General features: G+C 63.5%; 19 protein-coding genes. 17 read left to right on the forward strand and 2 right to left on the reverse strand.

Annotated elements, in window-relative coordinates; genetic code table 11:
- Window positions 1-27 precede the first annotated feature (27 nt).
- The 4 genes from ACXR2T_RS06375 to ACXR2T_RS06390 are packed head-to-tail and all read left to right on the forward strand — an operon-like array spanning window position 28 to window position 2,400.
- On the forward strand, window positions 28-594 hold the full coding sequence (locus ACXR2T_RS06375) for a hypothetical protein (RefSeq protein ID WP_458838696.1): 567 nt from the start codon (window positions 28-30) through the stop codon (window positions 592-594).
- Entirely contained in the window at window positions 591-1,202 is a 612-nt protein-coding gene (locus ACXR2T_RS06380; protein ID WP_458838695.1) for a DUF7768 domain-containing protein, read from the forward strand. Before ACXR2T_RS06375 ends, ACXR2T_RS06380 begins: the two co-directional genes overlap by 4 nt.
- Window positions 1,199-2,017, forward strand: a complete 819-nt coding sequence (locus tag ACXR2T_RS06385) for a metallophosphoesterase family protein (protein WP_458838694.1) — start codon at window positions 1,199-1,201, stop codon at window positions 2,015-2,017. Before ACXR2T_RS06380 ends, ACXR2T_RS06385 begins: the two co-directional genes overlap by 4 nt.
- Window positions 2,017-2,400: a hypothetical protein gene (locus ACXR2T_RS06390; protein ID WP_458838693.1), complete on the forward strand. Its 384-nt coding sequence runs from the start codon at window positions 2,017-2,019 to the stop codon at window positions 2,398-2,400. Before ACXR2T_RS06385 ends, ACXR2T_RS06390 begins: the two co-directional genes overlap by 1 nt.
- Window positions 2,401-2,415: 15 nt before the next feature.
- Here ACXR2T_RS06390 and ACXR2T_RS06395 read toward each other — a convergent pair whose 3' ends face one another.
- Entirely contained in the window at window positions 2,416-2,616 is a 201-nt protein-coding gene (locus tag ACXR2T_RS06395; protein WP_458838692.1) for a hypothetical protein, read from the reverse strand.
- A gap of 221 nt (window positions 2,617-2,837) precedes the next feature.
- On the opposite strand from ACXR2T_RS06395, the gene ACXR2T_RS06400 reads away from it, so the two are divergent.
- The 5 genes from ACXR2T_RS06400 (at window position 2,838) to ACXR2T_RS06420 (ending at window position 13,587) form a co-directional block, all read left to right on the forward strand.
- Window positions 2,838-4,625: an S-layer homology domain-containing protein gene (locus tag ACXR2T_RS06400; protein ID WP_458838691.1), complete on the forward strand. Its 1,788-nt coding sequence runs from the start codon at window positions 2,838-2,840 to the stop codon at window positions 4,623-4,625.
- Between the two features lie 151 nt (window positions 4,626-4,776).
- A complete protein-coding gene (locus ACXR2T_RS06405) occupies window positions 4,777-8,016 on the forward strand; it encodes a DUF7927 domain-containing protein (protein WP_458838690.1) in 3,240 nt (1,079 codons plus the stop codon).
- Window positions 8,017-8,027: 11 nt separating this feature from the next.
- Window positions 8,028-9,587, forward strand: coding sequence for a SpaH/EbpB family LPXTG-anchored major pilin (locus ACXR2T_RS06410; protein WP_458838689.1), 1,560 nt, complete (start codon window positions 8,028-8,030; stop codon window positions 9,585-9,587).
- Window positions 9,580-10,431 carry a class C sortase gene (locus tag ACXR2T_RS06415; protein ID WP_458838688.1) on the forward strand — a complete coding sequence of 284 codons (852 nt, stop codon included), beginning with the start codon at window positions 9,580-9,582 and terminating at the stop codon, window positions 10,429-10,431. Before ACXR2T_RS06410 ends, ACXR2T_RS06415 begins: the two co-directional genes overlap by 8 nt.
- Window positions 10,432-10,488: 57 nt before the next feature.
- Window positions 10,489-13,587, forward strand: coding sequence for a hypothetical protein (locus ACXR2T_RS06420; protein ID WP_458838687.1), 3,099 nt, complete (start codon window positions 10,489-10,491; stop codon window positions 13,585-13,587).
- A 111-nt stretch (window positions 13,588-13,698) separates the two neighbouring features.
- On the opposite strand, the gene ACXR2T_RS06425 is transcribed toward ACXR2T_RS06420, so the two are convergent.
- A complete protein-coding gene (locus ACXR2T_RS06425; RefSeq protein ID WP_458838686.1) occupies window positions 13,699-14,256 on the reverse strand; it encodes a hypothetical protein in 558 nt (185 codons plus the stop codon).
- 341 nt (window positions 14,257-14,597) lie between these two features.
- Here ACXR2T_RS06425 and ACXR2T_RS06430 point away from each other — a divergent pair, with 341 nt between their 5' ends.
- The 8 genes from ACXR2T_RS06430 to ACXR2T_RS06465 all read left to right on the forward strand — a co-directional run.
- Entirely contained in the window at window positions 14,598-15,551 is a 954-nt protein-coding gene (locus ACXR2T_RS06430; protein WP_458838685.1) for a hypothetical protein, read from the forward strand.
- The gene (locus ACXR2T_RS06435) at window positions 15,548-16,129 is read left to right on the forward strand and encodes a PH domain-containing protein (RefSeq protein WP_458838684.1); all 582 of its coding nucleotides are present in this window, start codon (window positions 15,548-15,550) and stop codon (window positions 16,127-16,129) included. Before ACXR2T_RS06430 ends, ACXR2T_RS06435 begins: the two co-directional genes overlap by 4 nt.
- 163 nt (window positions 16,130-16,292) lie before the next feature.
- The gene (locus tag ACXR2T_RS06440; protein ID WP_458838683.1) at window positions 16,293-17,618 is read left to right on the forward strand and encodes a hypothetical protein; all 1,326 of its coding nucleotides are present in this window, start codon (window positions 16,293-16,295) and stop codon (window positions 17,616-17,618) included.
- Window positions 17,619-17,815: 197 nt separating this feature from the next.
- Window positions 17,816-20,629: a hypothetical protein gene (locus tag ACXR2T_RS06445; protein WP_458838682.1), complete on the forward strand. Its 2,814-nt coding sequence runs from the start codon at window positions 17,816-17,818 to the stop codon at window positions 20,627-20,629.
- A 202-nt stretch (window positions 20,630-20,831) separates the two neighbouring features.
- Window positions 20,832-21,707, forward strand: a complete 876-nt coding sequence (locus ACXR2T_RS06450) for an S-layer homology domain-containing protein (protein WP_458838681.1) — start codon at window positions 20,832-20,834, stop codon at window positions 21,705-21,707.
- 13 nt (window positions 21,708-21,720) lie between these two features.
- Window positions 21,721-21,948 (forward strand): hypothetical protein, encoded by a 228-nt coding sequence (locus tag ACXR2T_RS06455; RefSeq protein ID WP_458838680.1) that lies wholly within the window; start codon window positions 21,721-21,723, stop codon window positions 21,946-21,948.
- A gap of 99 nt (window positions 21,949-22,047) precedes the next feature.
- Window positions 22,048-22,257, forward strand: a complete 210-nt coding sequence (locus tag ACXR2T_RS06460) for a hypothetical protein (protein WP_458838679.1) — start codon at window positions 22,048-22,050, stop codon at window positions 22,255-22,257.
- 444 nt (window positions 22,258-22,701) lie between these two features.
- Window positions 22,702-22,802 (forward strand): cytochrome ubiquinol oxidase subunit I (locus ACXR2T_RS06465; RefSeq protein WP_489945500.1); only part of this gene is annotated, 101 nt, incomplete at its 3' end.

Here is a 22,802-nt window from a genome sequence, read left to right on the forward strand (position 1 = left end):
TCCCAACTAGTTGAAAGGTGGCTCCTCTTGAGTCGCACTCTGAAAGATGCCCCGCATGCCGTACGTGCCCGTCGCCACGGCACCGTAGCGCCCGATCACGCTGGACCCTGCCGCGTACCGACCGCCCGGCTCAGCCGCGTCACAGCCGTGTTCTACGCGCACGAGCTCCCGGCGCTGCACGCCTTCGTCACGCTCGCGACCGATGCAGGCTACGACGTGGTCACGCGCGAGCGTGAGGCGTACCTCGCTCCGACCAGCCTGCTTGATGTGACCCCTGCCCTGTCACTCCCCCGTGAACTGCGCGCGGCGGCGGCTCAGGTCAGCCCGTACGTGCATCGCACGCTGGTGGACGACGCCCCACGACGGCGTGCTACCTCCCGCGACATGTTCGACGAGGCAGATACCGTCCCAGGACGCGCGAAGCTCAACATCTTCACTGAGGTGACGGTCGAGAAGCTCGTCGTCAGCCAGGAGACACCCTGCTGCCCGAGAGACACCGCCTACGACCTCGGGCCCGGCGACCGGGTGAAGCCCAGCCGCCGCGATCAGCGCGCACGCTTCAGCGGCCGCGCCCAGCGCAAGGCACGATCGTGAACACTGCGCCCCCGCTGGTGGTGATCGAGTCCCCGTACGCGGGAGCGACCGCCCTGCACGAGCGATACGCCCGCGCCTGCCTCGCTGATAGCCTCACCCGCGGTGAGGCCCCGTTCGCGAGTCATCTGCTCTACACGCAGCCTGGCGTGCTGGACGACACTGTGCCGGGCGAGCGCACGCGCGGTATTGAAGCAGGCTTCACGTGGGGCGCTCACGCACAGTACGTCGCCTGCTACACCGACCTGGGCGTGAGCCCCGGCATGGTCGAAGGCCGCCGCCAGGCGCTCGCTCGCGGTCAGCGCGTCATCACTCGGTCGATCGGCCTGGTCTGGGCGGAAACTGACCGCGGTGCACGGCAGGTGCTCGAAGTCCCTGTGCCGCCCGGCGTGGTGCAGGGGGAAGCTTGCGACCATATGATGTCGTCGCTCAGGAAGCAGTGGGAGGCGCTGCACGCGCCCACTCCGGTTGAGCGGTGGGAAGTGCAGGTCGAAGTCACGCCGCAAGCTACCGGGCTGCGCATCGTCACCTCGGCAGAGTGCCTTCTCCCCGAGCTCGTCTCGCACCTCACCCGGCTCTGGGCAGGAGCGGCGCTGGGAGAGCTCACGTGAGTCCCGCCCCCGCTTGGAAGACCGAGCTCGCGCACGCCGACCGCGTCGTCATCGCGGGCGACTGGCATGCCCGCCGCCCTTGGATGGAGGCCGCGCTGCTCGCGGCATCCCGCACCGGAGCGAAGCACGTGCTGCACGTCGGCGATTTCGGGTACTGGCCCGGGTTCCGGGCGGGGCCAAGATACCTCGCCCGCGCCAACGAACTGTGCGCCATGCTCGGCTTGGAGCTCGTCATCCTGGCAGGTAATCACGAAGATCACGACCGCTGGGACCCGGGCCAACGCGATTATCCGACGATGCGCCTGCTGCCTCGGGCCGGGAGCCTCACGCTCGGCGGTCGCCGACTCACCTGGATGCAGGGCGCCGCGTCCATCGACCGGGCGCACCGGCGCGAGGGGCACGACTGGTTCGCAGCCGAGCTTCCCACCGATGCGGACGTAAGCACCGCCCGGCAGGAGACCGTCGGGCTCGCCGACATTCTCCTCACGCACGAAGCCCCGCTCGTCGCCACCCCCTCAGTAGTGCAGGCGCGACTGCGCAACCCGCTCGGGCTGCCAGAAAGCGTACGCGCGTACGCGCATCAGGGCGCGACGCTTGTGCAGGAGCTCGCTGATGCGGTGCAGCCGCGGCTGCATTTTCACGGACACTGGCACATGCCGGAGCGGCAGCACTTCGACGAGACGCCCGGCCGCCGCGCGCACGAAGTCATCTCGCTCGGCATGGACTACCAGCCCGGCAATCTCATGCTGCTCGATACCGCGGCGCTCACAGCCGAGCCGGTCACCGTGCCGGCGGAGCGCGAAAGGTCAGTCTGATGCACTGGCCCTCATTCTGGTGGGGCGCCGCCGCCGTCGCAGCGGGCCTCCCTGCGGCGACCGCGCTGATGTGGGTGCTGGCGATGCTGTTTCTGCCCGGGCCGGATCGCGGCATGAAGTTTCATGCGTGCGAATGGCGGTTCGCTGGCCTGGCTGACAACTACGGCGTGCTCGGCCGCGTCCCCCGTGCACACCTGAGCCGGCCGATCGGGATTCACGCGTTCGCTTCAAGGGTCTGGCATGACCTCGTGATCCGCCGCACGAAGAAGCACCGCGCCGCCTGGACGGCGCGATACGAGTCTCTCGCTGAGGGCAGCAGTCTGCGCGCGCATGAGCGCCAGTGGGCGAAACGCAACGGCACCAAGGGACACGAGCACCAGTGAGAGGTCTGGCTGGGCCTAGCCCTTGCGCGATGTGACTGCGCCGATGATCAGCAGCACTACGGCGCCGATGAAGAGCGGCCACCAGCCGACCCAGGAGAAGAACGCGCTCAGGGCGACGAAGAACCCGCCGAGAAGCATCGCCATCCCGAAAGCGACCGCGCCGATCACGGCGAGGATCAAGAGGGCGATGAGGGTGAAGCAGCTGAGGCGGGACATGATGATCGGGTTCCTTGGGTAAGCGGAGCTGTTCGGGTTGGGCTCCTGGTGTCTACGCTATGCGACGCGGCACCAATGAGCACGAAAAGGCGCGTACAAGGCAAGGCACAGGCTCGGTCCTGCTGCGCAACAGGCGCGTCGTATATAGGGTAGTGAGCAGCAACATGCCGCTCGACCGCCCACGTCCCGGCCCGCCGGCCCAGTCCAAGGAACCCTCGATCATGAAACTCAACCTCGCTCGCAAGGCAGCGACGCTCCTCACCGCCTCTGCAGTGGCCGCGACCATGCTGATCGCCGCTGCCCCGGCCGCGCACGCCGCCCCTGAGCAGCTGCCCGGCACGACCAAGCGATTCCCCGATGTTCCGCAGGGCCACAAGTTCTACACCCCCATCACCTGGATGTACAACACGGGCCTCACAACCGGCACAAAGATCGGCGGCCGCGACTACTACCAGCCCGGATCAGCGCTCACGCGTGAGGCGATGGCCGCGTTCCTGTACCGGCTCAGCGGAGACAATTACACCGCCCCGAAAAAGTCACCGTTCGTGGACATGAAACCGGGCGACAAGTTCTACCGCGAAATCAGCTGGATGAAAGCGAAGGGACTCTCCACCGGCACGAAAACCGCCCGTGGGGTCGTCTACCAACCTAAGGCTGCACTCACCCGTGAAGCGATGGCGGCGTTCATGTACCGCACCAACGGAAAGCCGGCCGCAGGCATCAGTGCCGCGTTCACGGACGTGCCGCGCGCGCACAAGTTCAACCGCGAGATTGCGTGGATGCAGAAGTCTGGCATCACCACCGGCTACGCCGACGGCACGTTCAAACCCCGCAGCACTGTCACCCGTGAGGCGATGGCAGCGTTCATCCACCGCGACGCCGGCTCCCCCGGCTACGTGGAAACCGGCACCGCCACGATTTCCGGTGACGCGGTCGAAGGCAAGACCCTCACCGCCCAGGCTTCAGGATGGGGCACGTCAGGCGTGCAGCTGTCCTACGAGTGGCTCATCGACGGGAAGCCGGTCACTGACAGCAGCACCCAGAAGCTCACCATCCCAGAGGGAAAGAGCGGCAGCAAGGTGGCGGTGCGTGTCACCGGCACCGTCGCTAACACGTTCCGCACGGTCACCTCCGCGGCCATGACCATCAAGGCCGTTCCGGTCGAAGAGGTGCACATTTACGGCACTGTCTCCGTGAAGCAGTCCGGCCGCACGGTCACCGCGATCGCGAATGACTGGGGTCCCACTGGCGTGAAGCTCGCCTACCAGTGGCTTGACTGGGGTCAGCCCATCTCGGGCGCGACCAAGGCGAACTACACCGTCCCGAGCGACCAGAGCATGAACCTCTCCGTCAAAGTCACCGGCACCCTCCCCGGCGCGAAAACCCGCGTCGCGAACTCGCACTACCAGCCTCAAAACGGTGGCGGCATCCAGATCGACGCCGTACCGACCCCTGACCTGTCCCTCGAACAGTTCCGCGAAGTGTACGCCGAAGAGGTCATCCGACTCGTCAACGAGCTCCGCGCCGATCCGCAGTACATCGACGACTGGCGCAAAACCGTCAGCGGCGGAGTCCCGATCAAGCCTGAGCCCTATATCCTTGACCGCAGGCTCAAGCCCATGGGCGACTTCCAGACCGACTTCTGGGTGAGCAAGGGCTTGCAGTGGGCGCTAAATAACTCCTCTGATACCGTGCACGGCGCCTCTGGATGGTATGACCAATACCCGCAGCCGCATCCTGACGGCTCCCCTGCGACAGCTTTTATGACCCAGTACGAAAACGCTGCAAGCAGTGGCGGTTGGGATGCGCTGTCACAAGAAGCGGCACTCGACTTTGCTGCGTTTGTAGTGGCTGGCTGGCTGGAATCGCCCGGACACCGAAAGGCCCTGTTCTCGCAGGTACTTGACGCTGGTTCGGCTCATGTCTGGGCTTCGGTTGGTTGGAGCGCCTCAGAGTCGTCCATGTTCGGGAACATTTACCCCTCCTACGACTACCGCCTCTACCTCTAACCACTTCCCCCTCTTTTCCACCGCCCTCAACCTGCTCCAGGTCGAGGGCGGTGGCTTTTTTCTTCTCTCGGCGTGTCGCGCCTCAAAGGTTCGCATGCGTTATGGGTAGAGGCGCCTTTGCGCGTCGATTCCGAACCCAGAGGGGAAAGAAGTGAAACCTAAGCTTTCAGCATTCGCTGCACTCGCCACGGCGGTGTGCATCGGGCTCGTGCCCACTGGCGCCGCCATAGCCGCGCCAGCACCCTGGCCCGTGCTGGCCCAGGACGACACCCTGCCCGTAGTCGAGACGGGTGAAGAAGAACCGTCGGTCGACGAGCAGGACTCCCCGGCCGAGGGTGAAGTTCCTGCTGAGGAACAGGAGGCACACGCCGACGAAGGCGACATTAATTCGGGCACCGAAGAAGGTACCGAACCTACAACCGACGAAGCAGAAGAGCTCACACCGCTCAGCGAAGAAGGCGACGCCGATGACGAATCCGATGAGGGTGGTTCCGCTGTCTCCCCCGGAGGCATCGTGGGCTACGGTCTTGTGAACGGCAGCACTGCTAAGACCGACTACTCCGGCTCCAGCATCGCCGGCACCGCACTGCAGACTAGCGTCTGGTACGCCTACGTCGGCGCCGGAGACGGGCTCGTCGTCGACCTGGTCACGCCCGATGACGGCTACCAGACCCCCAACATGAACGGCGGACCATTCATGGTCGGCTGGGATAAAGCCCCTCTGCGGGTGAAGATCACCAACCCTAGCGGGACGGTAGTAAGCAATAAGACGGTCGTGACCGGAGCCGGGAAGCAGCTCGGCCACACGATCGGCGCTGGCGCCACAGGCGCGAACGTCGGCGTATGGAAAATCGAAATCATCGACGGTGAAACGAGTGACCCTCGAGGTCCCGGCACGCTCGAGCTGATGCCCCGCCTCAAATGGAACATCTACGTGCCCGGCAAAGCCGGCAGCGTATGGACGAGCACCCTCAACATTGGCCAGAACTGGAAGACCAGTGAGGGGCCCGGCAGTGACGGTGTTGAAATGTGGGCCATGAACAACACGGGCAAGCAGTACAAGGTAGAAGCACCCCGTTTCAACGGTATCCACTCCACGTTCCGTCTCAATAACCTCGGCGTGACCCTGGACGCCAAGAACGCTGACGGACAGTGTGTGCGCCAGCCGCTCTCGGTGCCGCAGCGCGATGCGTCAGAGACGCTGACGAACGGCGACAAGGCCACTAAGTACCGCCTCCCAGCAGGCGCTGGCACAGGCGCGAACCAATGCCCCAACCTACAGCCATATCGCCTGTTTACCAAGAAGCCCCACAGTTCACTGCCCACAACATCTCCCGGCTACGGCTGGGTGAAGCCAGCCTACGTCGCGCCAGATGTTACCGACCTCAAGCTCAACCGCACCACCGGCGTGCTCACCGGCACGGTCACTCAGAACATGAACCTGATCGTGAAGATCGGCGCGAAAGGCAGCCAGGCCAACGGTTTTGACGGCAAGGCTGTAACCAAGAATGTGACGGTCACCCCGGGCACCAATAAGCAGATCCTGAAATGGGATCGCAAGAACTCCGACGGCGCCGTGATCCCGTTCTCGCAAGACCTGAAAGTCACCGTCACCGGCGACGGGGCAGGATACATTCACCTCACCCGCACAGATGCCGAGCACTCGAACGGCGGCGTGATCATCACCGACCTGCAAACGAACAAGGTGCAGCCCGTGAGCTGGGACGACAGCAAGCTGCGTACCCCGAGCGGTCGTGTGGCGGCGACGTTCACGAAGAAGGTCACGAACGGTAACGGCGCGAACCATAAATGGGACGGCACCGGTACGAGCCCTGCTGTAAGCCCGCCCGGCAGCTGGGGCAACACCCGCGTCATTAACGACTGGGTGAGCGAAGCATTCACGAAGTCGATTGACCTGCCGCCCAACAGTTTCCAAGAGCGACCCGATCTTTTGCTTGACAAAGCGCAGGTCGGCGAGCCTGCCTACGCCGCGGATCGCAAAACGGCGACGGTGACGTGGAAGGTTGACGTTCACAACGCCGGTGACGCCGCCGCCTCTAACACGGTCATGACGGACGTGTACCCGACGGGCGCGACCGGCGCGAAGATCGTGGCGCAGCCCTCGAAGGGCACGTTTGATGCTGCGACCGGCAAGTGGACGATCGGCACGCTCGCGGTGGGTGAAACCGTGTCGGTGACGTTCAGCGCGGTGCTGCCCACGACCACGGCGACTTCGCCTACGTCGAAGCATGTCAACCGTGCCGTCGTCAGCGCCACTGACCTGCCGCGCACCACGACCGGCGCCTGCCAGGTGAACGCAGACCTCGATAGCGACACGGACCAGTGCGACGAGGTGGAGACGCCGCTGGACGGCTCCGTGCCCGGCCTCAAGATCGACAAGGCGCAGGTCGGCAACCCCGCCTACGCTGAGGATCGGAAGACCGCGACCGTCACCTGGCAGGTGTCCGTGAAGAGCACCGGTAATGCGCCGGCTGAGAAGGTCGTCATGAAGGACGTCTACCCGACGGGCTTTAAGACACCGAAGCAAGTGACGGCACCGTCACACGGCACGTTCAACGCCGAGACAGGCGTCTGGAACATCGGCACGCTGAAGAACGGCACCACGGCCACGGTCACGTTCAGCGCAGTCATCCCGACCGCGGACGCGAACAAGACCGCCACACATACAAACCGCGCCGTCGTCAGCGGCACTGACCTGCCTCGCCCCGAAACGGGCGACTGCCAGGTGAACGCGAACGTGGATGCCGACACTGATCAGTGCGATGAAGTGGAGACTCCTCTCAATGGGCCTAAGCCAGGCTGGAGCATGGCGAAAGACTCTGATCCGAAGTCGGGGTCAGAGGTCCCCGCGGGCCACCCGATCACGTACACGCTGACGGTGCGCAACACCGGCGACGTGCCGCTGACTGGGATCGAGCTCACCGACACGCTCGCGAAGGTGACCCCGTTCGCGAAGCTTGACGGCGTACCGCAGGAGAAGGTCACGAACGGTCAGGCCGTGGATCGCCCGAACGCCATCTCCGGCGACAAGCTCGCCTGGACGGCGCCGAAGATTCCCGCCGGTCAGGAAGCCACTCTCACGTACACGTACAAACTGAACGACGACGCCTGGGGTGTCACGGTGGATAACGCCGCGTTTGGCAAGCTCACCTACGACGACAAGCCGCTGCTGCCTGACTCGTGTGGAAAGAGCGACACCGACCCGTGCGCGACCGATCACTTCACCCCGAAGTGGCCGACGAGCGACCTCCCCGTCCTCGGTGGCGTTGGATCGCCCGCGTTCATGCTCGGCGGCGCCGCTGTCGTGCTCCTCTCCGCCGCGGCGGGGATCATCCTCTACCGCCGTAACAAGCGCCACGCTGCGAACTAAGGAACATGACCATGAAACGACACACGAAACGCGGCGCTGCCGTCGCGCTTGGGGCAGCAGCGGCCATGCTGCTGTCCCTGTTCGGGGCGACCGCCAGCATGGCCGCGCCCGCCAACATCGACGGTGAGCAGGATCGCACGCTCACCGTGCACAAGCACACCTCTCCCACCGTCGCCGATAGCCCTCGCGGTACCGGCGACGTGTGGGACGCTCCCCCAGTCGGGGCGGAACCCCTCGCCGGGGTGACGTTCAAGGTGCAGCAGGTCACTGACTATGCAGGCGAAAAGGTAGACCTGAGAGACACTGACGGGTGGCAGGCAATTCAGCCGCTCCTGGACGGTACCCAGGCGTTCGACCCCGCCGCGGCAGGCACCACGCTCGCCACAGGCACCGAGAAGGTGACTGCTGGAAACGGCGCCGCCACATGGGCCGGGGCTGAGCTGCCGTTCGGGCTCTACTGGGTGACGGAAACCGACCCGGGCGAGCACAAGATCGCACAGCCCGCCGAACCGTTCCTGGTGACTGTTCCGACGCCGCGCGAGGGCAAACCGGGAGAGTGGATTTACGACGTGCACACGTACCCGAAGAACACCATCGTCACGGCCGCGAAAACGGTAGACGACTCGGACGCCACCGCGCTCGGCGACCTGGTGACCTGGGACATTAGCTCGACCATCCCCGCGAACCCGAGCCACGGGGTAATGATCACCGACCTCACCATCATCGACACACTGCCTACTGGGCTCGTGTATGGCGAGAAGTACTCGGCCCCCGTGGTGACCGAGACGAGCGGCCAGGCGGAGGGCGCGCAGACCGTGCGCAAGCTGGAAGCAGACGAGTACACCGTGACACACCAGGGCGGCGTCGTCACCATGTCGCTCACCGAAAAGGGTCGCCAGGCTGTGCAGGCGAACATCGGCAAGACCGGCGGCACGGTCACGTTCCAGTTCAAGACGATGGTGACCGAGCTCGGCGCGGCCGACGGGCACCTCGTGAACAACGCCGTCGTACGCCTGAACGACTCGAAGATCGACGTGGACGCCGAGACCCTGTTCGGGCCAGCACGCATCACGAAGATCGCTGAGGGTGACTACAGCGTCCGCCTCGATGATGCCGAGTTCCAGGTGTTCGACAGCGAAGAGGCTGCTCAGGCGGCGAACGACGCGGTCGAGCGCGGCGAGAAGCCCACGGGAGCCGTGATGATTGGTGTGGGTGACGAGCGCCGTGACACGTTCGTCACTGAAACGGCTGACGGCCAGACCGGGTCGGTGTACCTCCCCGGCCTCAAGGCCACGCTTGACGGGACGAAGTACTGGCTGGTCGAGACTCGCTCACCGGCAGGCTACATCCGCGCAAACCAGGTGTTTGACTTCACCGTCTTCCCCGGCAGCGGAGAGCCTGAGGAGCTGTCGATCATCGAAATCTCGAACCCGAAACGTCCCGCCATCGCGATGGCCGTGACGGGCAGCGCTCAGATCCTTCTGTACACGATCGGTGGAGCCGCTACCCTCATCGCCGCGGCGGGTGCCGCCGTAGCCATGGCGCGAGGTCGTCGTGCCGCGCGTGACTAGGCGATCAACCCACCTCCGCCCCGCCGCCCCGGCTGAAAAGCGCCCGGGCCGGTGGGGCGGCTTCGTCCTCATCGCGATTGCTTGGCTCGGGGTGCTCGCGATGCTGTACCCGTCAGCGGCGCAGTGGATTGAGCAGACGGTGCAGAACCGCGCGCTGGTTGCCCAGATGGAGACGACCCGCGACCTGCCTGAGCGCGGTGTAAATGAGATTTTGGAAGAAGCCCGCGCTTATAACGCTGCCGTGGCGGCCGGCACCGGCGTACCACGCGACGGGTATGCAAAGGCGCTCGCGCTTCCCGGCACAGACATTATCGCCCGCGTACGAGTGCCCTCTATCGAGATCGACCAGCCGCTGCGCCACGGCCTCACTGACGAAACGCTCCTGAAAGGGCTGGGCCACGCTCAGACCTCGTCTCTCCCGGTCGGCGGCGAAAGCACGCACTCCGTACTCGGCGGCCACCGCGGCCTTGCTACATCAGTCGGGTTCACTCGCCTGCCGGAGATGAAAGAGGGTGATGAGTTCATGATCGACGTGCTCGGCGAAACCCTCACCTACCGTGTCACCAGCACCGACGTGCTCGACCCGCTCGCCGCGGATTACCGCCCCGTCGTAGTGGGCAAGGATCTCGTGAGCCTCCTTACATGCACGCCGCTCGGTATTAACAGCCACCGATTCATCGTGACGGGAGAGCGTGTACCAGGCGCGGACACTCCCCCGGGAGCCGAGATGCCTACCCCGACCATGCCGACCCCCTGGTGGGCGGTGGGCGCAGGTGTCGTCACTCTCGCCGCGGGCGGGACGGCGATCGTCGTAGCACGAGCCGGTCGAAAACCGACTGTATAAAGCGCCGCGTTCGCATGCGTCATCTGTGAAGCAGTTTGTTCACGGAAGGCGGCGGGTGTGGCACTCGAACGGATCAAGGTTAAAGCGGGCGGCAAATTCGACCCGAACAATGAAGCGCACATGCAGGCACTCGTGCAGAAAGTGTCTGAACAGCGCGGCACCGGCTGGGAGGTGCAGTCCTGGGACCCCGAGACCGGGCAGGTGACCCTCACCCGCGGCACGGCGCTCACCGAGATGCGCGGGAGCCAGGGCGGGAAAAGCTTCGAGGTCAGCCTCGGCACGTCTATCAAACCGAATGAGGGTGAGCTCACCGCGCAGCGCCTCGAAGAGGAGCATGACGGCTACTACCTGACTGAGTTCCGCCCTCACGTGAAACGCGCCCGACTCACCAAGATGAGCGAGCAGGAGCTGCGCTGCCGCGACGCGATCGCCAACGTCATCGGTGTCCCTCGCTGGGAGGTGCAGGTGCACGACCGCCGCGGCGGCGGGTTCACGTTCGAGCTGCCGTCTAAGTACGCCCCGTCAAAGCATGACGACAAGCTGCTCGAAGTCGCAGAGAGCGTCGTCGGCCGGCCCGGCTGGTACGTGAAAACAGATGCCCGAGCCCTGCGCGGCGAAATCATCCCCGCCGAGCAGCCCACGTTCGAGCCGGTCTACCCGTTCGATTTCGCGGCTCTACCGCACGCGGAGCAGGTGGGAGACAAAGACCTGTGGCGCATCCCACTCGGCATGTCACTCGGCGGCAGCGGTGAGCCCAACCGGCCGGTGGAGATTGATTTCAGTGACTCGGTGGGAAGTCTAGTCGTGGGGCTGGCTGGAGCGGGTAAAGATTTGAGGCTCGACGAACGTATCCCTGTACCTATTCAGCACAACACACCACACGGCTGGGCGACAGTCCGCAACTTGAAAATCGGCGATCTTGTCTACGCCGCTGATGGTACCGAAACCGAGCTAATCGGGCTCTCAGATATTCGCCGAACCGACACCTACGTGGTCACGTTTTCCGACGGGCAGCAGGTCCGCGCGAGCGGCAGCCACCTGTGGAAAGCGTCCAGTGTCGTGTCTCGGTCGATCCACACCCCGAAAATGAAGCTGAGACGCGCTGCGCACAAGGAAAAGTACCTGGCCGAGGCCGCCGCGTTGCGCGCGAAAGCCAAGGAAATCGGACCCGGGGACGTGGCAGGGCTCTCGGACATTGCACGTCTCATCGGGCGGCACGAAACATCGCTGTATCAGCTCAAAGATCAGTTCAAGCACCTCGCGGTCGGGGTGAGCAAGCGCCTGGCCGGCACTGGTGGCGTCCCGCCTGTTGCGTACCCTGTGGACGAGGTGATCACGCTCCTCGCCGAGCGCGTGGAGCGGCAGTCGCTCACTGACCAGCGCAATCGCCCAGCCATGCACGAAGAGCAGCTCGTCACCACCGCCGAAATGATGTCCAGCCTGCGCTACGGCAAAGCGCAGCGCGTGAACTGGGCCATTCGCACCGCGCAGCCCATCGACGGACCCGAAGCTGATCTACCTCTTGACCCGTACACGTTCGGAGTCTGGCTCGGAGATGGCAGCGCAAGGGCGGGTGTCGTAACTGGAATGGATCGTGAAATCATTGATCGGATCGAAGCTGCTGGCTTTCCCGTGCGCAGAATCGAGACCAAGCCTGAAGGTCGCGCTTCCACTTATGCCCATGCCGGGCTCTGGGACGCTCTCAAGCTCACCGGACTAAACACCGTCGCTGCAGGCCCAGGGCGCAGAAAGCTCGACAAACGCATTCCGGCCGCCTATCTTCGTGCGTCGAAGGCGCAGCGACTCGCACTGCTGCAAGGCATCATGGACTCTGACGGCCACGTCAGCAAAGTCGGCAAGTGCGAAATCACGTTCTGCAAACAGGACCTCGCCGAAGACACACTGGAGCTGGTGCGCAGTCTCGGGATCAAAGCGGCGATGAACAGCAGCGTTGCGGCGTACACGAAAGATGACGTGCGCACGGTCACGGGCACCCGGTACCGGATTACATTCACCACGAGCCTGCCGGTCGCGCTTCTCACGCGGCATGTGGAGCGGCTCCCGGCGGAAGTGCGCGCGACGCAGGAGCTCTTGTATGTCACGGACATTCGCATCGACGGGCAGGATGACATGCGCTGCCTCAAGGTCGCGCATCCTGAGCACCTGTACCTTACGGGCGGCTTTATCCCGACCCACAACTCTGTGACCGTACAGAGCCTCATCTTCAGCGCGAAAGCGCGCGGGTACGACATCGGGGTAATGACGTCAGTTGACAAAGCCACCGACTTCATTTGGGCCAAGCCGTTCGTGAAGGATCACCTGTGGGGCTGCGACTCAGTGGCACAGGCGGTCGCGGTGGCGAAGCTCGTCGGCGAGGAGGGCGAACGCCGCGGCGCGCTGCTCAGCACGCACGGCGCATCCAAGTGGCAGGAGCTCCCGGCGCAGGTCAAGCGGGACAATCCCCCGCTACTGCTGGTCGCGGACGAGCTCGCAGCGCTCCTGACCGCCGACCCGATGCCGAGCGGCCTGTCGAAAGAAATGAAAGAGCTGCCGGAGTTCGTGAAGATGCAGCAGGACTTGCTCGAGTCGAAGCTCCTGGTGACGGCGCTGTCGAAGATCCCGGCGGTGTATCGCGCTGCCGGCATCCGGGTCATCTTTTTGACGCAGCAGCCGAACGAGCGGTACGGGTTCTCGACCAAACTGAAAGGCAACCTCCCGCACCGGGTAATGCTCGGAGTGAGCCCCAGCCAGGCGGAGAAGGGGCACGCGTTCCGCACTCCTGAGAAAGTGCCCGATGTCCCGGCGAACATCGCCCAGGATCCGGTGCGCGGCCGCGGCGTGGGCCTTGCCCATCTCGACGGGCAGGAGCCGGCGGTGTTCAAGGGCTACTTCGCGCCGCTGGAAGCGTACCTCGCGGAAGCGAAGCGGCGCGGGTTCCGCACCTCTATCAACCCCGCCCCGTCGCAGGCGCAGATCAGCCGCCTCGTGCCGCGCATTGACGGGGAGGATGACGTCGCCGAGGGGTACGGGCACGGACCGCGCCAATACGAGGCGTGGGAGCTCGGCCCGGACGGTGAGCCGCTCACCGGCGGCGCCCGCGCGAACGCCGCGAAACACCACGCCACGAAGGTCGCGCAGCAGTTCCCGGACGGCTAGGGAGCGGCAAGCTCGGTCAAACCGTCACTTTTGACTGAACTATCAAACCTGCACAAGACAGCGCCCCGCCTTCGAATCGAAAGCGGGGCGCTGTCTTGTGTGGTGCGGGGTTTAGAACGGGGCGAGCTCGTCGACAACCTCCTCGGCCTCTTCGGCGCGCATCAAGAGCTGCCCCAGTCCCATGAGCTCCAGCGATGCGAGGAAGCGGCGCTCGTCATGCGCGTTCAGCCACACGATCGCATCCCCTTCGGGAGCAGGCACGTCCGAGTACGGCATGTACTGGTGCGCCATCAGCACGAGCGGGATTTCGGACTCCCACGCCTCGAACTTGAGAATCTCTGCGTCTTTAGGGTGCATGAGCGCGGTCACCTGATCCTCGGAGAGGGCCGCGAGGAAGTCTGGCTGCTCCCCTTCAATCGCGGCGAGAATGCCCGCCTGCAGGGTGTCGGCAAAGCCGCTGAGGACGTCAAGTCGGGCTGCCAGGTGTGGGTCAAAGTCTTCGGTCATCTCAGGGAGCGTGTCGTACCCCTCGATAAATGCCTCGCACAATCCAGTGAGGGTGTCGGAGCAGATCGCCTGCCGGTCTTCGCCGTCGGTGACGAATACGAACCGGGGCAGCTCCACTTCACCCGATAGCGCATATTCCACATCATGTGTCTGGTAAGTCATTAGAAGTCCCTCTCAAGTAACAATGCCGTTGCCTCTGACGCATGCGAACGCGGCGGGTTCGCATGCGTCCTTAGCGAAGCACGCTATCGCAAGGAGAGGGTCATGGCCGCCACACCACTGCGCTCCCTTTGTTGTGCTTCGCTCCCACCCCTCGTGGCACCTTCCGGTCCCGTCGTCGCCGCGAGGGGTGGCTATTCATTTCCGTCTCCCGTCACGTCCTATGCGACATGTTGGTTACGCGTCTCATAGCCCCGGTGATGAGCGCCGCGCACGACGACACTATCTCCGGGGGGAGCGCGTCTTCAGCGCGCTCAAATGGTGATCACTCCCTTCGTCTGCAGGTGTTCTTCGCACTGTGTGAGGAGCAGATTCCCGAGCAGGTGGCGCAGTCCGTACTGTGGGAGGGTGCGAACGACCTGTTGCGTGAGCGGCTGATCGAGCAGCTCACGGACCGCCTCCACACAGCGGTGCTCGGAACGCCGGAGCGCCCGTCGCATTTCGACCCGCGCCATAACGGGTCACCCGTGGGCTGGGCCTGGTCCTATCTCGCCACCGCCGCGCGGGGTATCGCCCAGCAGGAGCAGCAGCACCTGTCGGACTACCATCAAGAGATCAGCGAGCGCGCTCACGCCATCACGTTTTCAGCCACCCCTGACGGGGGCTGGGGCAACGACCAGGTGAGCGCGCTCAATATGCGCCTCAAGCATCACACCGGGCTGGGGCGCCGGCTAGAGGGCGCCCGGGGCCTGCATGACGCCTTCGGTATCCCTGATCTCACTCCCCCGAGCAGCCCTGTGATCTGCCGAGAGCTTTGGTCCCGCATTGGTGCCCACCCTGAAATCTTGGAGACCTCTCTACGCGCTGCTGCTACAGGTCGACCCTCCGACACTGACCTCGATCGTCTCTGGCTGCAGTTCACCCCTAACGACGCGCTCGCGCTGCTTGATCGTGACAAGCGCATTGCTCTTCTCGTCACAGAAGCCGCGCTGTCTCCGATTCCGCGCCCAGGAGAGCGTCTGCTCCTTGCACACCGGAAGCTCGTAAAAGCGGCCTCATCACAGCGCGGATGGCCGTCTCTAGCTGGACGCGTGCAACAGGCGTGGCTTGCGCACTTCTTCGCCGACCGAGCTGACCGCGACACCACCGTACCTGCGAGCGCGCCCGAAACAGCGCCGTCATGGGAAGGCACCGCCACCGAGGCGGCTGCCTTCCGCGGCGCTCCCCTCGGCCCCACTTCGTCCGAAGTTCACACCACTCTCATGCGTCTGCTCGACGCTGCGAAGGAGCCATCATGACCGATCACCTCAACACACAACCCGCCGCTACTGTCAGCACTGGTGAAACTTCGATCTGGCAGGGGCGCACGCACTGGAAAGTGCTGTTCGTCCCCGTGATCATCGAGCTCTTCCTGCTTGCGCTGCACTTCGCGGCCCTGCGCTGGCTTCCGACTAATACGGGATTGCCCTGGTGGGATGACTGGGGGCAGCTCGGAGCTCATGTGCTTCTACTTCTACTAGGCATCTGGTACGCGGTCGTACCAGTACTGCAGTGGCGCGCAGCCACGTTCTCCGTCACGAGTCGCCGTGTCATCGCCCGCTGGGGTCTTCTCTACCGCCAGTCTCGCGAAATCCCGCTCGACCGGGTCGTGTCCGTGTCGGTGGAGCGCGGCATCCTCGATCGCATCTTCCGCTGCGGCACGCTGATCTTCCACGATGCGGCCGCTGGGTTTGGGCCGCAAACCCAGGGCACCTGGAACACCAGCAATGGCGGCTCTGGAGGGGTGCGATTCAGCGATGTTCCGCGTGTCCTCGCTGTGCAAGACATGATCAACCAGCAGCGGTTCACGAAACCCGCCGAAGGCGCCGCGTCATAGGCCGCTGCTCGCACAAGCGTCAGCCGGGTGCGCATCATTTCCGGGGCTAAGGTCGAATATCAAAGCATCACATCCGTCTTATAACTCTATCGAGCCAGCACCCCTGGATATATAGAGCCAACGACCGGATCATCCCGGATCGACAGTACAGAAAGAACCCGCTATGTCGAACGCAGAAACCTCACCACCCTCCCTCCCTCCCGGCACGGCTCAACGCGCGCCTGCCCGCAAGAAGATGTATGCCATCCTCGCCGGTGTAGCTGCCCTGGCTATCGGGGGCGGAGTCGGGATTCCTGCGATCGTGCACGCGCACCAGGTGTCCAACTACCACAGCACAGTAGAGTCGTTGCATGCAGTGTCGATCCAGTCTGCCTCTGATGAATCAACCTCTCAGGCAGTCGTGGAGCTTCACAAGATCACGCAGCCGGCGGCGTACTCCCTCGCAGAGAAGCTCAATGCCCTTGCGGATCAGGGAGAGCCAACGTTCACCAGCGCGGACGCGAAGGCAATCAAGAAGGCTGTTACTGACGCCAAGATCGAGCAGGCCAGTGCACCCAAGGAGTCAGCGCTGCAATCCGCCTTTGACAAGCAGGTACAGTCAGACGCTGACGCCGCAGCAGCAGCGAAAAGGGCCGATAAGCCCGCCCCTGATCCCACCGTCCCCGCGCACATCATCGACCTGTCGGTGGACCAGGCGATCGAACTGCTCGACATTAGCTCGAAGCCTGTGCCTGCGAAGAAGGTTGCGGACCATGAGGTGAATGGAAAAGTCGTCGATTCAGTGCGGACTGAGCTTGCAAAGGCTGAAAAGTCCGCCGCCGACGCCGCCAAAGAGGCTCAAGCATCGCAGGCCTTAATCGAGGCGGTGGATGCGCAGGTAGGCTCGCTCCGTTCAGCGCTTTCAGCGGCGGCGAAGAGTGCCCCTGCGCAGGCAAAGACATCAATTGAAATGTTCGCGAAAGCACCCCAATCCGACAAAGATGCCGTGACGAAGGCCGCCAAGAAGGCTGCTCAGCTGCACGAGACCGAGGAGGCCACGACTTCTGAGCTTTACGAAGCAGTGCAAACGTACGCGAACGCTGTTGCTCGAGCGAAGACCAGTCACGATGCAAAGGTCGTGGAGGAGACCGTTGCGGCCGAGGCTGCGGCGGAGCGGGCCGAGCAACTCACAGGCGCAAGCGACGGCAGTGGCTACGGCGATTCGAGTGGCTACAGCGAATTTAGCGACTACATCGACTACGGCACGGGCTCTAGTGGAGCTGGCACGGGTTCCGGCGGCTCAGGCGGCACTGGCTCAGGTGGCAGCGCTGGTTCTGGCGGAGCAGGCACCGGCGCGGGTGGCACGGGCTCAGGAGGTGCAGGCTCCGGAGGCAACGGCGGTTCGGGCGGCGGACCTGTTACGAGCTGCCCTCCTGGTACCAGCTGGACCGGCCAGTACGACGGCAACGGAAATTACTACTGCGGCACCTGGGATGAAATCGGCTGGTGAGCTCCCAGCATCCTCTCAGGATACGCTCGCTCAGGGGCGGCTGAAGGTTCGCATGCGTCTATATCGAGGTGCTAACGCCTCGCTATAGAAAGGAGTCGTCCTCGATGATGACGGCAGAAAAGCGAACCCGAGGTAACGCTCGTCGGCTAGGAGCAATCCTGCTGACAGCCAGCCTACTGGGCGGAACGTACACGGCCGTGAGCTTCACCTCTCACAGCATCGAAGCTCAGGCCGCGTCTGCCGGCGCAGGTGACTACGACGGCGCAGGAGCAGGTATCGGCTCTCTCATCCACGAGAACGGCACCACTGTGTACTGCATGGAGTTCGGCCTGGCGGTCGGAAGCGGCGATGCTCCGCTCGTCCCTGCCAGCTCGCTCCCTGCTTACAGCACGGGCGGCTACACGAACGCTCACCTTGGCGTGCAAACCGGGCCCATGTCAGTCGGCGCAGTGACCGGCGATGGCGTGAAGGTGCTCCAGTACGTCATGGGCAAGTACGGAAGCACCGTTGACAACGTGCAAGCTGCCGCGGTTCAGCTTGCAATCTGGGATTACCGCGGACAGATGGGCGGCGACGGAGCGTACAACGCCGCCATCGCTCAGGTGAAGTCTGCCATGATCGGACACGGGTTCGGCGCTTCTGTCGATATGGCCGCGGCAATGATCCAAGAGGCGCAGAACTGGGTTACGGCCGGAGGCGGCAGCACCGGGGTCATCGGCGGCACTCAGCCGGGCGACCTCGTTGTGAACTCGTCTTCGCCCTATCACGGCACCATCGAGGTTCAGGCAGGAACCCAAAAGGTCACTGTTGAGAACGGTGTGTTCATCGCGCAGAGCGGTGTCACCCTGTCCAAGGACGGCCGCACCGCCACTGTCACGGACGGCGAGGCACACACGATCTCCTGGGAGGGGCGCCCTCCCGCCGGGGAGGAATACAACCGCTACTACCGAGTCAGCTTCGGCGGCAGCTGGGCGTATGACAAGGTCACCACTCTCCCAGGGCAGCTGCTCATCTCGAGCAACGGTCCCAGCCAGAGCTTCGTCACAGGCAGCGCTCCCGCTGAGAAGATCGAGCGCATTGAAGGCGACTTCGATGGCGAGTACGTTGACCCCGACACCCTCTGGGCGCCGGAGCTCGTGACCGAGGTGAAAACCAAGGTCATCAAGGTGGGCGAAAAGTTCAGCGACACCGTGACCTTGTCGCCGTCGAGCAAGATCGGCACCGGGGACTACCCCGTGCTCACTGATCAATGGCGTACCTCGTTTAAGTCTGACGGCACGAAGAAGTTCGCACCCATCACCGCTCACGGCACGCTGTACGGCCCGTTCCTACAGGATCCCGCACTGAACCCGTCGGCAACTCCCCCGGCAGGATCGCCGATTGCCGGCACGGCCGAGGTAACCACCAGCGAAAAAACCGGTCCCGGTACTTACGAGGTTGAGACCGATTTCGTTTCAGAAGAGACGGGTTACTACACCTGGGTCTGGACGATTGACGCCGACAAGCAGTCCGAGAACGTCAAAAACCCGCCGACCGCAGCGAACGGCAAGCGTGCCATGTCGATCCCCGTGAACTACCACTTCACGGACGGCTTCGGCACGGCCGATGAAGGGCAGGTCACTGCGCAGCAGCTCAAGATCGACACGCAGCTTTCCACTAGCAAGGTGACGATCGGTGACTCCTTCACTGACAACGTGACCGTGGATCTCGTACGAGGCGGCTGGCTGCAGGGCGCGGACGGCAAGCGCATTCCCTACACTCTGCGCGGTACCGCCTACCTGACGGACGACAAGCCTACTCAGCAGGAGAACGCACCTTCGGACGCCAAGGTTCTCGGCTCTGTCACCACGAACGTCAACAAGCCGAGCACGGCTTTTGAATCCGACGCCTTCACCATCCCGCTCTCAACCCAGGAAAGCTACGTCACGGTTCAGTGGTGCGCGCTGCCTGAGGACCAGGTGGGCGAGGCGAAGGACAAGATCGTCGAGTCCTGCGATGATTTTGGCGTCCCTTCGGAGACCGCCAAGATTGAACGACCCGAGGTAACAACTCAGGCCCAGGAAAAGGGCGCCGTGTACGGTGACATCAACGACACCGCTCTCATCACAGGCTCCATGCCTAAGAACATTCCCGCCGTCGTGGACTTCACGGCCTACCTCAAGCCCGAGGCTGGCAAGCCGAAGTACGACGAGAACTGGGAGAAGGTGCTCGACGAGAACGGCGAAGTCGTGCTCTGGACGGCCGAGGAAGTCTCCGACCCGAATGCGGTGTGTGACGTTCAGCCTGTCGCTAAGACCGACCCCGTGGCAGTTGATGGCGTAGGTACGTACCAGTCACCTTCTGTCAAGAGCAAGTCGGAAGGCACCGTGTACTGGGTGGAGAACCTGATCTTCAACCCTGAGGACGGCGAGAGTGTCACCGCTCATACCGGCAAGTGTGGTCTCCCGAACGAGACCACGGTGATCGAGGAGCCGACGGTCAGCACGAAGTCGGCCGGTACGGTGGAAGTCGGCGAGAAGATGTTCGACGTCGCCACGGTTGAGGGTCCGCTCTCTGAACGTGACGATGTTGAGTACAAGGTGACGTTCAAGGCGTACGAGCGCACTGAGGGCGAAGACATGGTCTGCACCCCTGAGACCGAGCTCAAGCGCTTCTCAGACCAGAAGGGCGTGAAGGTCACCAAGACCGGCGAGTACACGTCCAAGAAGGTTGTCACCAAGGCAGAAGACGTTGGCCTGGGCGGCTACGTCGAGACACTGATCCGGATCGAAGACGGCTCTGAAACGATCATCGCCACCGGCGACTGTGGAGAGCCGAGCGAGAACTTCGAGATCAAGCACCCGAAGAAGCCTGTCGCCGCGGCGGCCACCGCTTCGGACCTGGCTCTCCCGATTGCCGCTGGCGCAGGTGCGCTACTGCTCGCAGCCGGCGCCACTGTTGCTCTTTGGCTGCGAGGCCGCAAGAAGAGTGACGCTGACGAGTCCGTCGCCACTGAGGAGGATGCAGAATAATTAAACGGGAGCGCGTGACGCAGACCACTGTCGCGCGCTCCCTTGCGCTCTTGGTGTAAATCTAAAACCCCCGCTGGCACCCTTTCGCCAGCGGGGGTTTTGGCTGCGTCCCATATGGAAGGGAGTGGGAGCCACCCACGTCTACTGTTCGCCGATACGATGAAGCCGGGGAATCAACAAGCGCAAAGGAAACTCACTGATCATGGTCCGCCAACTCATTCAACAAGCAGCGAAGACGCTCGCGGTGACTATAGCAGTCGCCCTGCCTTTCACGCTTGCTTCAGCGCCTGCATTCGCAGAAGAACCCGCCCTGGTCGCTGAGAGCGCCATGGGGCAAGAGACCAAACGATTCCCCGACGTTCCGCAGGGCCACAAGTTCTACATCCCCATCACCTGGATGTACAACACAGGGCTCACGACCGGCACGAACATCGGTGGCCGCGACTACTACCAGCCCGGCGCGAACCTCACGCGCGAAGCAATGGCGGCGTTCCTCTACCGTCTCAGCGGAGACAACTACACCGCCCCGAAGAAGTCACCGTTCGTGGACATGAAACCGGGCGACAAGTTCTACCGCGAAATCAGCTGGATGAAAGCGAAAGGACTCTCCACCGGCACGAAAACCGCCCGCGGGGTCGTCTACCAACCTAAGGCGGCGCTCACGCGTGAAGCGATGGCGGCGTTCATGTACCGCACCAACGGCAAGCCGGCCGCAGGCCTCAGCACCGCGTTCACGGACGTGCCGCGCGCGCACAAGTTCAACCGCGAGATCGCTTGGATGCAGAAGTCTGGCATCACCACCGGCTACGCCGACGGCACGTTCAAGCCCCGCAGCACTGTCACCCGTGAGGCGATGGCCGCGTTCATTCACCGCGACGCCGGCAGGCCCGGATTCGTGGATACCGGACGCGCCTCGATTTCGGGTCGCCTGAGTGTCGGTTCTATGCTGACCGCCTATGCTGACCGCCTATGCAGACGGCTGGGGCACGAGCGGCGTGCAGTTCGCATATCAGTGGCTTCGCAACGGGCAGCCCATTACAGGAGCCAACGGAGCGAGATACCAGCTCACCGAGAGTGACGAGCTTCAAAGCGTGCAGGTTCAAGTGACGGGCACGATCGCAGGGGCGCAGTCTCGCTATGTCACGTCAGCACAGGTCATCCCGGTCGCCGACGGTCAAGCTGGCGCGGAGCAAGGCGGCAACGGGAACACCAACGGCGGCCCCATTACTGAATGCCCGCCCGGCACCAGCTGGACCGGCCAGTACGACGGCCACGGCAACTATTACTGCGGCACCTGGGATGAAATCGGCTGGGATTAGCTAACCCTCTAAGCATCGCACGCGACTAAGCAGAAAGACCCACTCGGAATCACGGGTGGGTCTTTCTGCTTGGTCGCGTCGCCGGTCTCACGCAGAGACATGAACAAGTCATCACCATCATCGCCCGCCCTGCGGAAGCTTGTGTCGGCCCGCGAGCTCGCCGAGGCCTGGTCGATCTCTGAACGAGAGATAGCCGAGAAGGCGCGCACGCGCGAGCTGCCGTCATACAAGATCGGCCGCCTGGTGCGCTTCGACCCAGCCGAGTGCGAGAAACACTTGCTGAGCGTGTTCAGGCCGACGCTCAGGTAGCGTGCCCAGCGGCGTATGGCGCCCCTTCTGTTCAGATTTGGAATCGCAGGAGGGGCGCTTTATGCTGTCTAAAGCCTTCTTCATTGGTGTTGCCAAGTCGAAGGAATCTGGGATGCAATTGGGATGCAATGCGCACCGATTTCCAGGCTGTAGACGTAGGCAAATGCAGGTCGGACACTCTTTCGCAGGGGCCCTGGCCGCGTGAATTTTGCGTCGTTCTACCAGGATTCCGAGGCCTCTCAATATGCCCCGGAATCCTCAAAATATCTCGACGTGAAGCATCATCTTTTTCGACGTCAAGACGCATTCGCGCACGGCAAAAATGTTGGGTATCTTGGTGGCAATCCAGAGACAACTCTGGCCCCTGGGACCCCTAAAGTTTCAGGATCACGCTATGGGAGCGAAGACCGTAGTCGTGGTCTTTTCCCAGGTCAGGAAACAGATATGATCGAGCAACTCGACCCGCTGGCCCTTGCGCGCTGGCAATTTGGCCTCACCACGCTGTACCACTTCATCTTCGTGCCCCTCACCGTGGGCATGGCCCT

The sequence above is a fragment of the Leucobacter faecis genome (assembly GCF_054456635.2).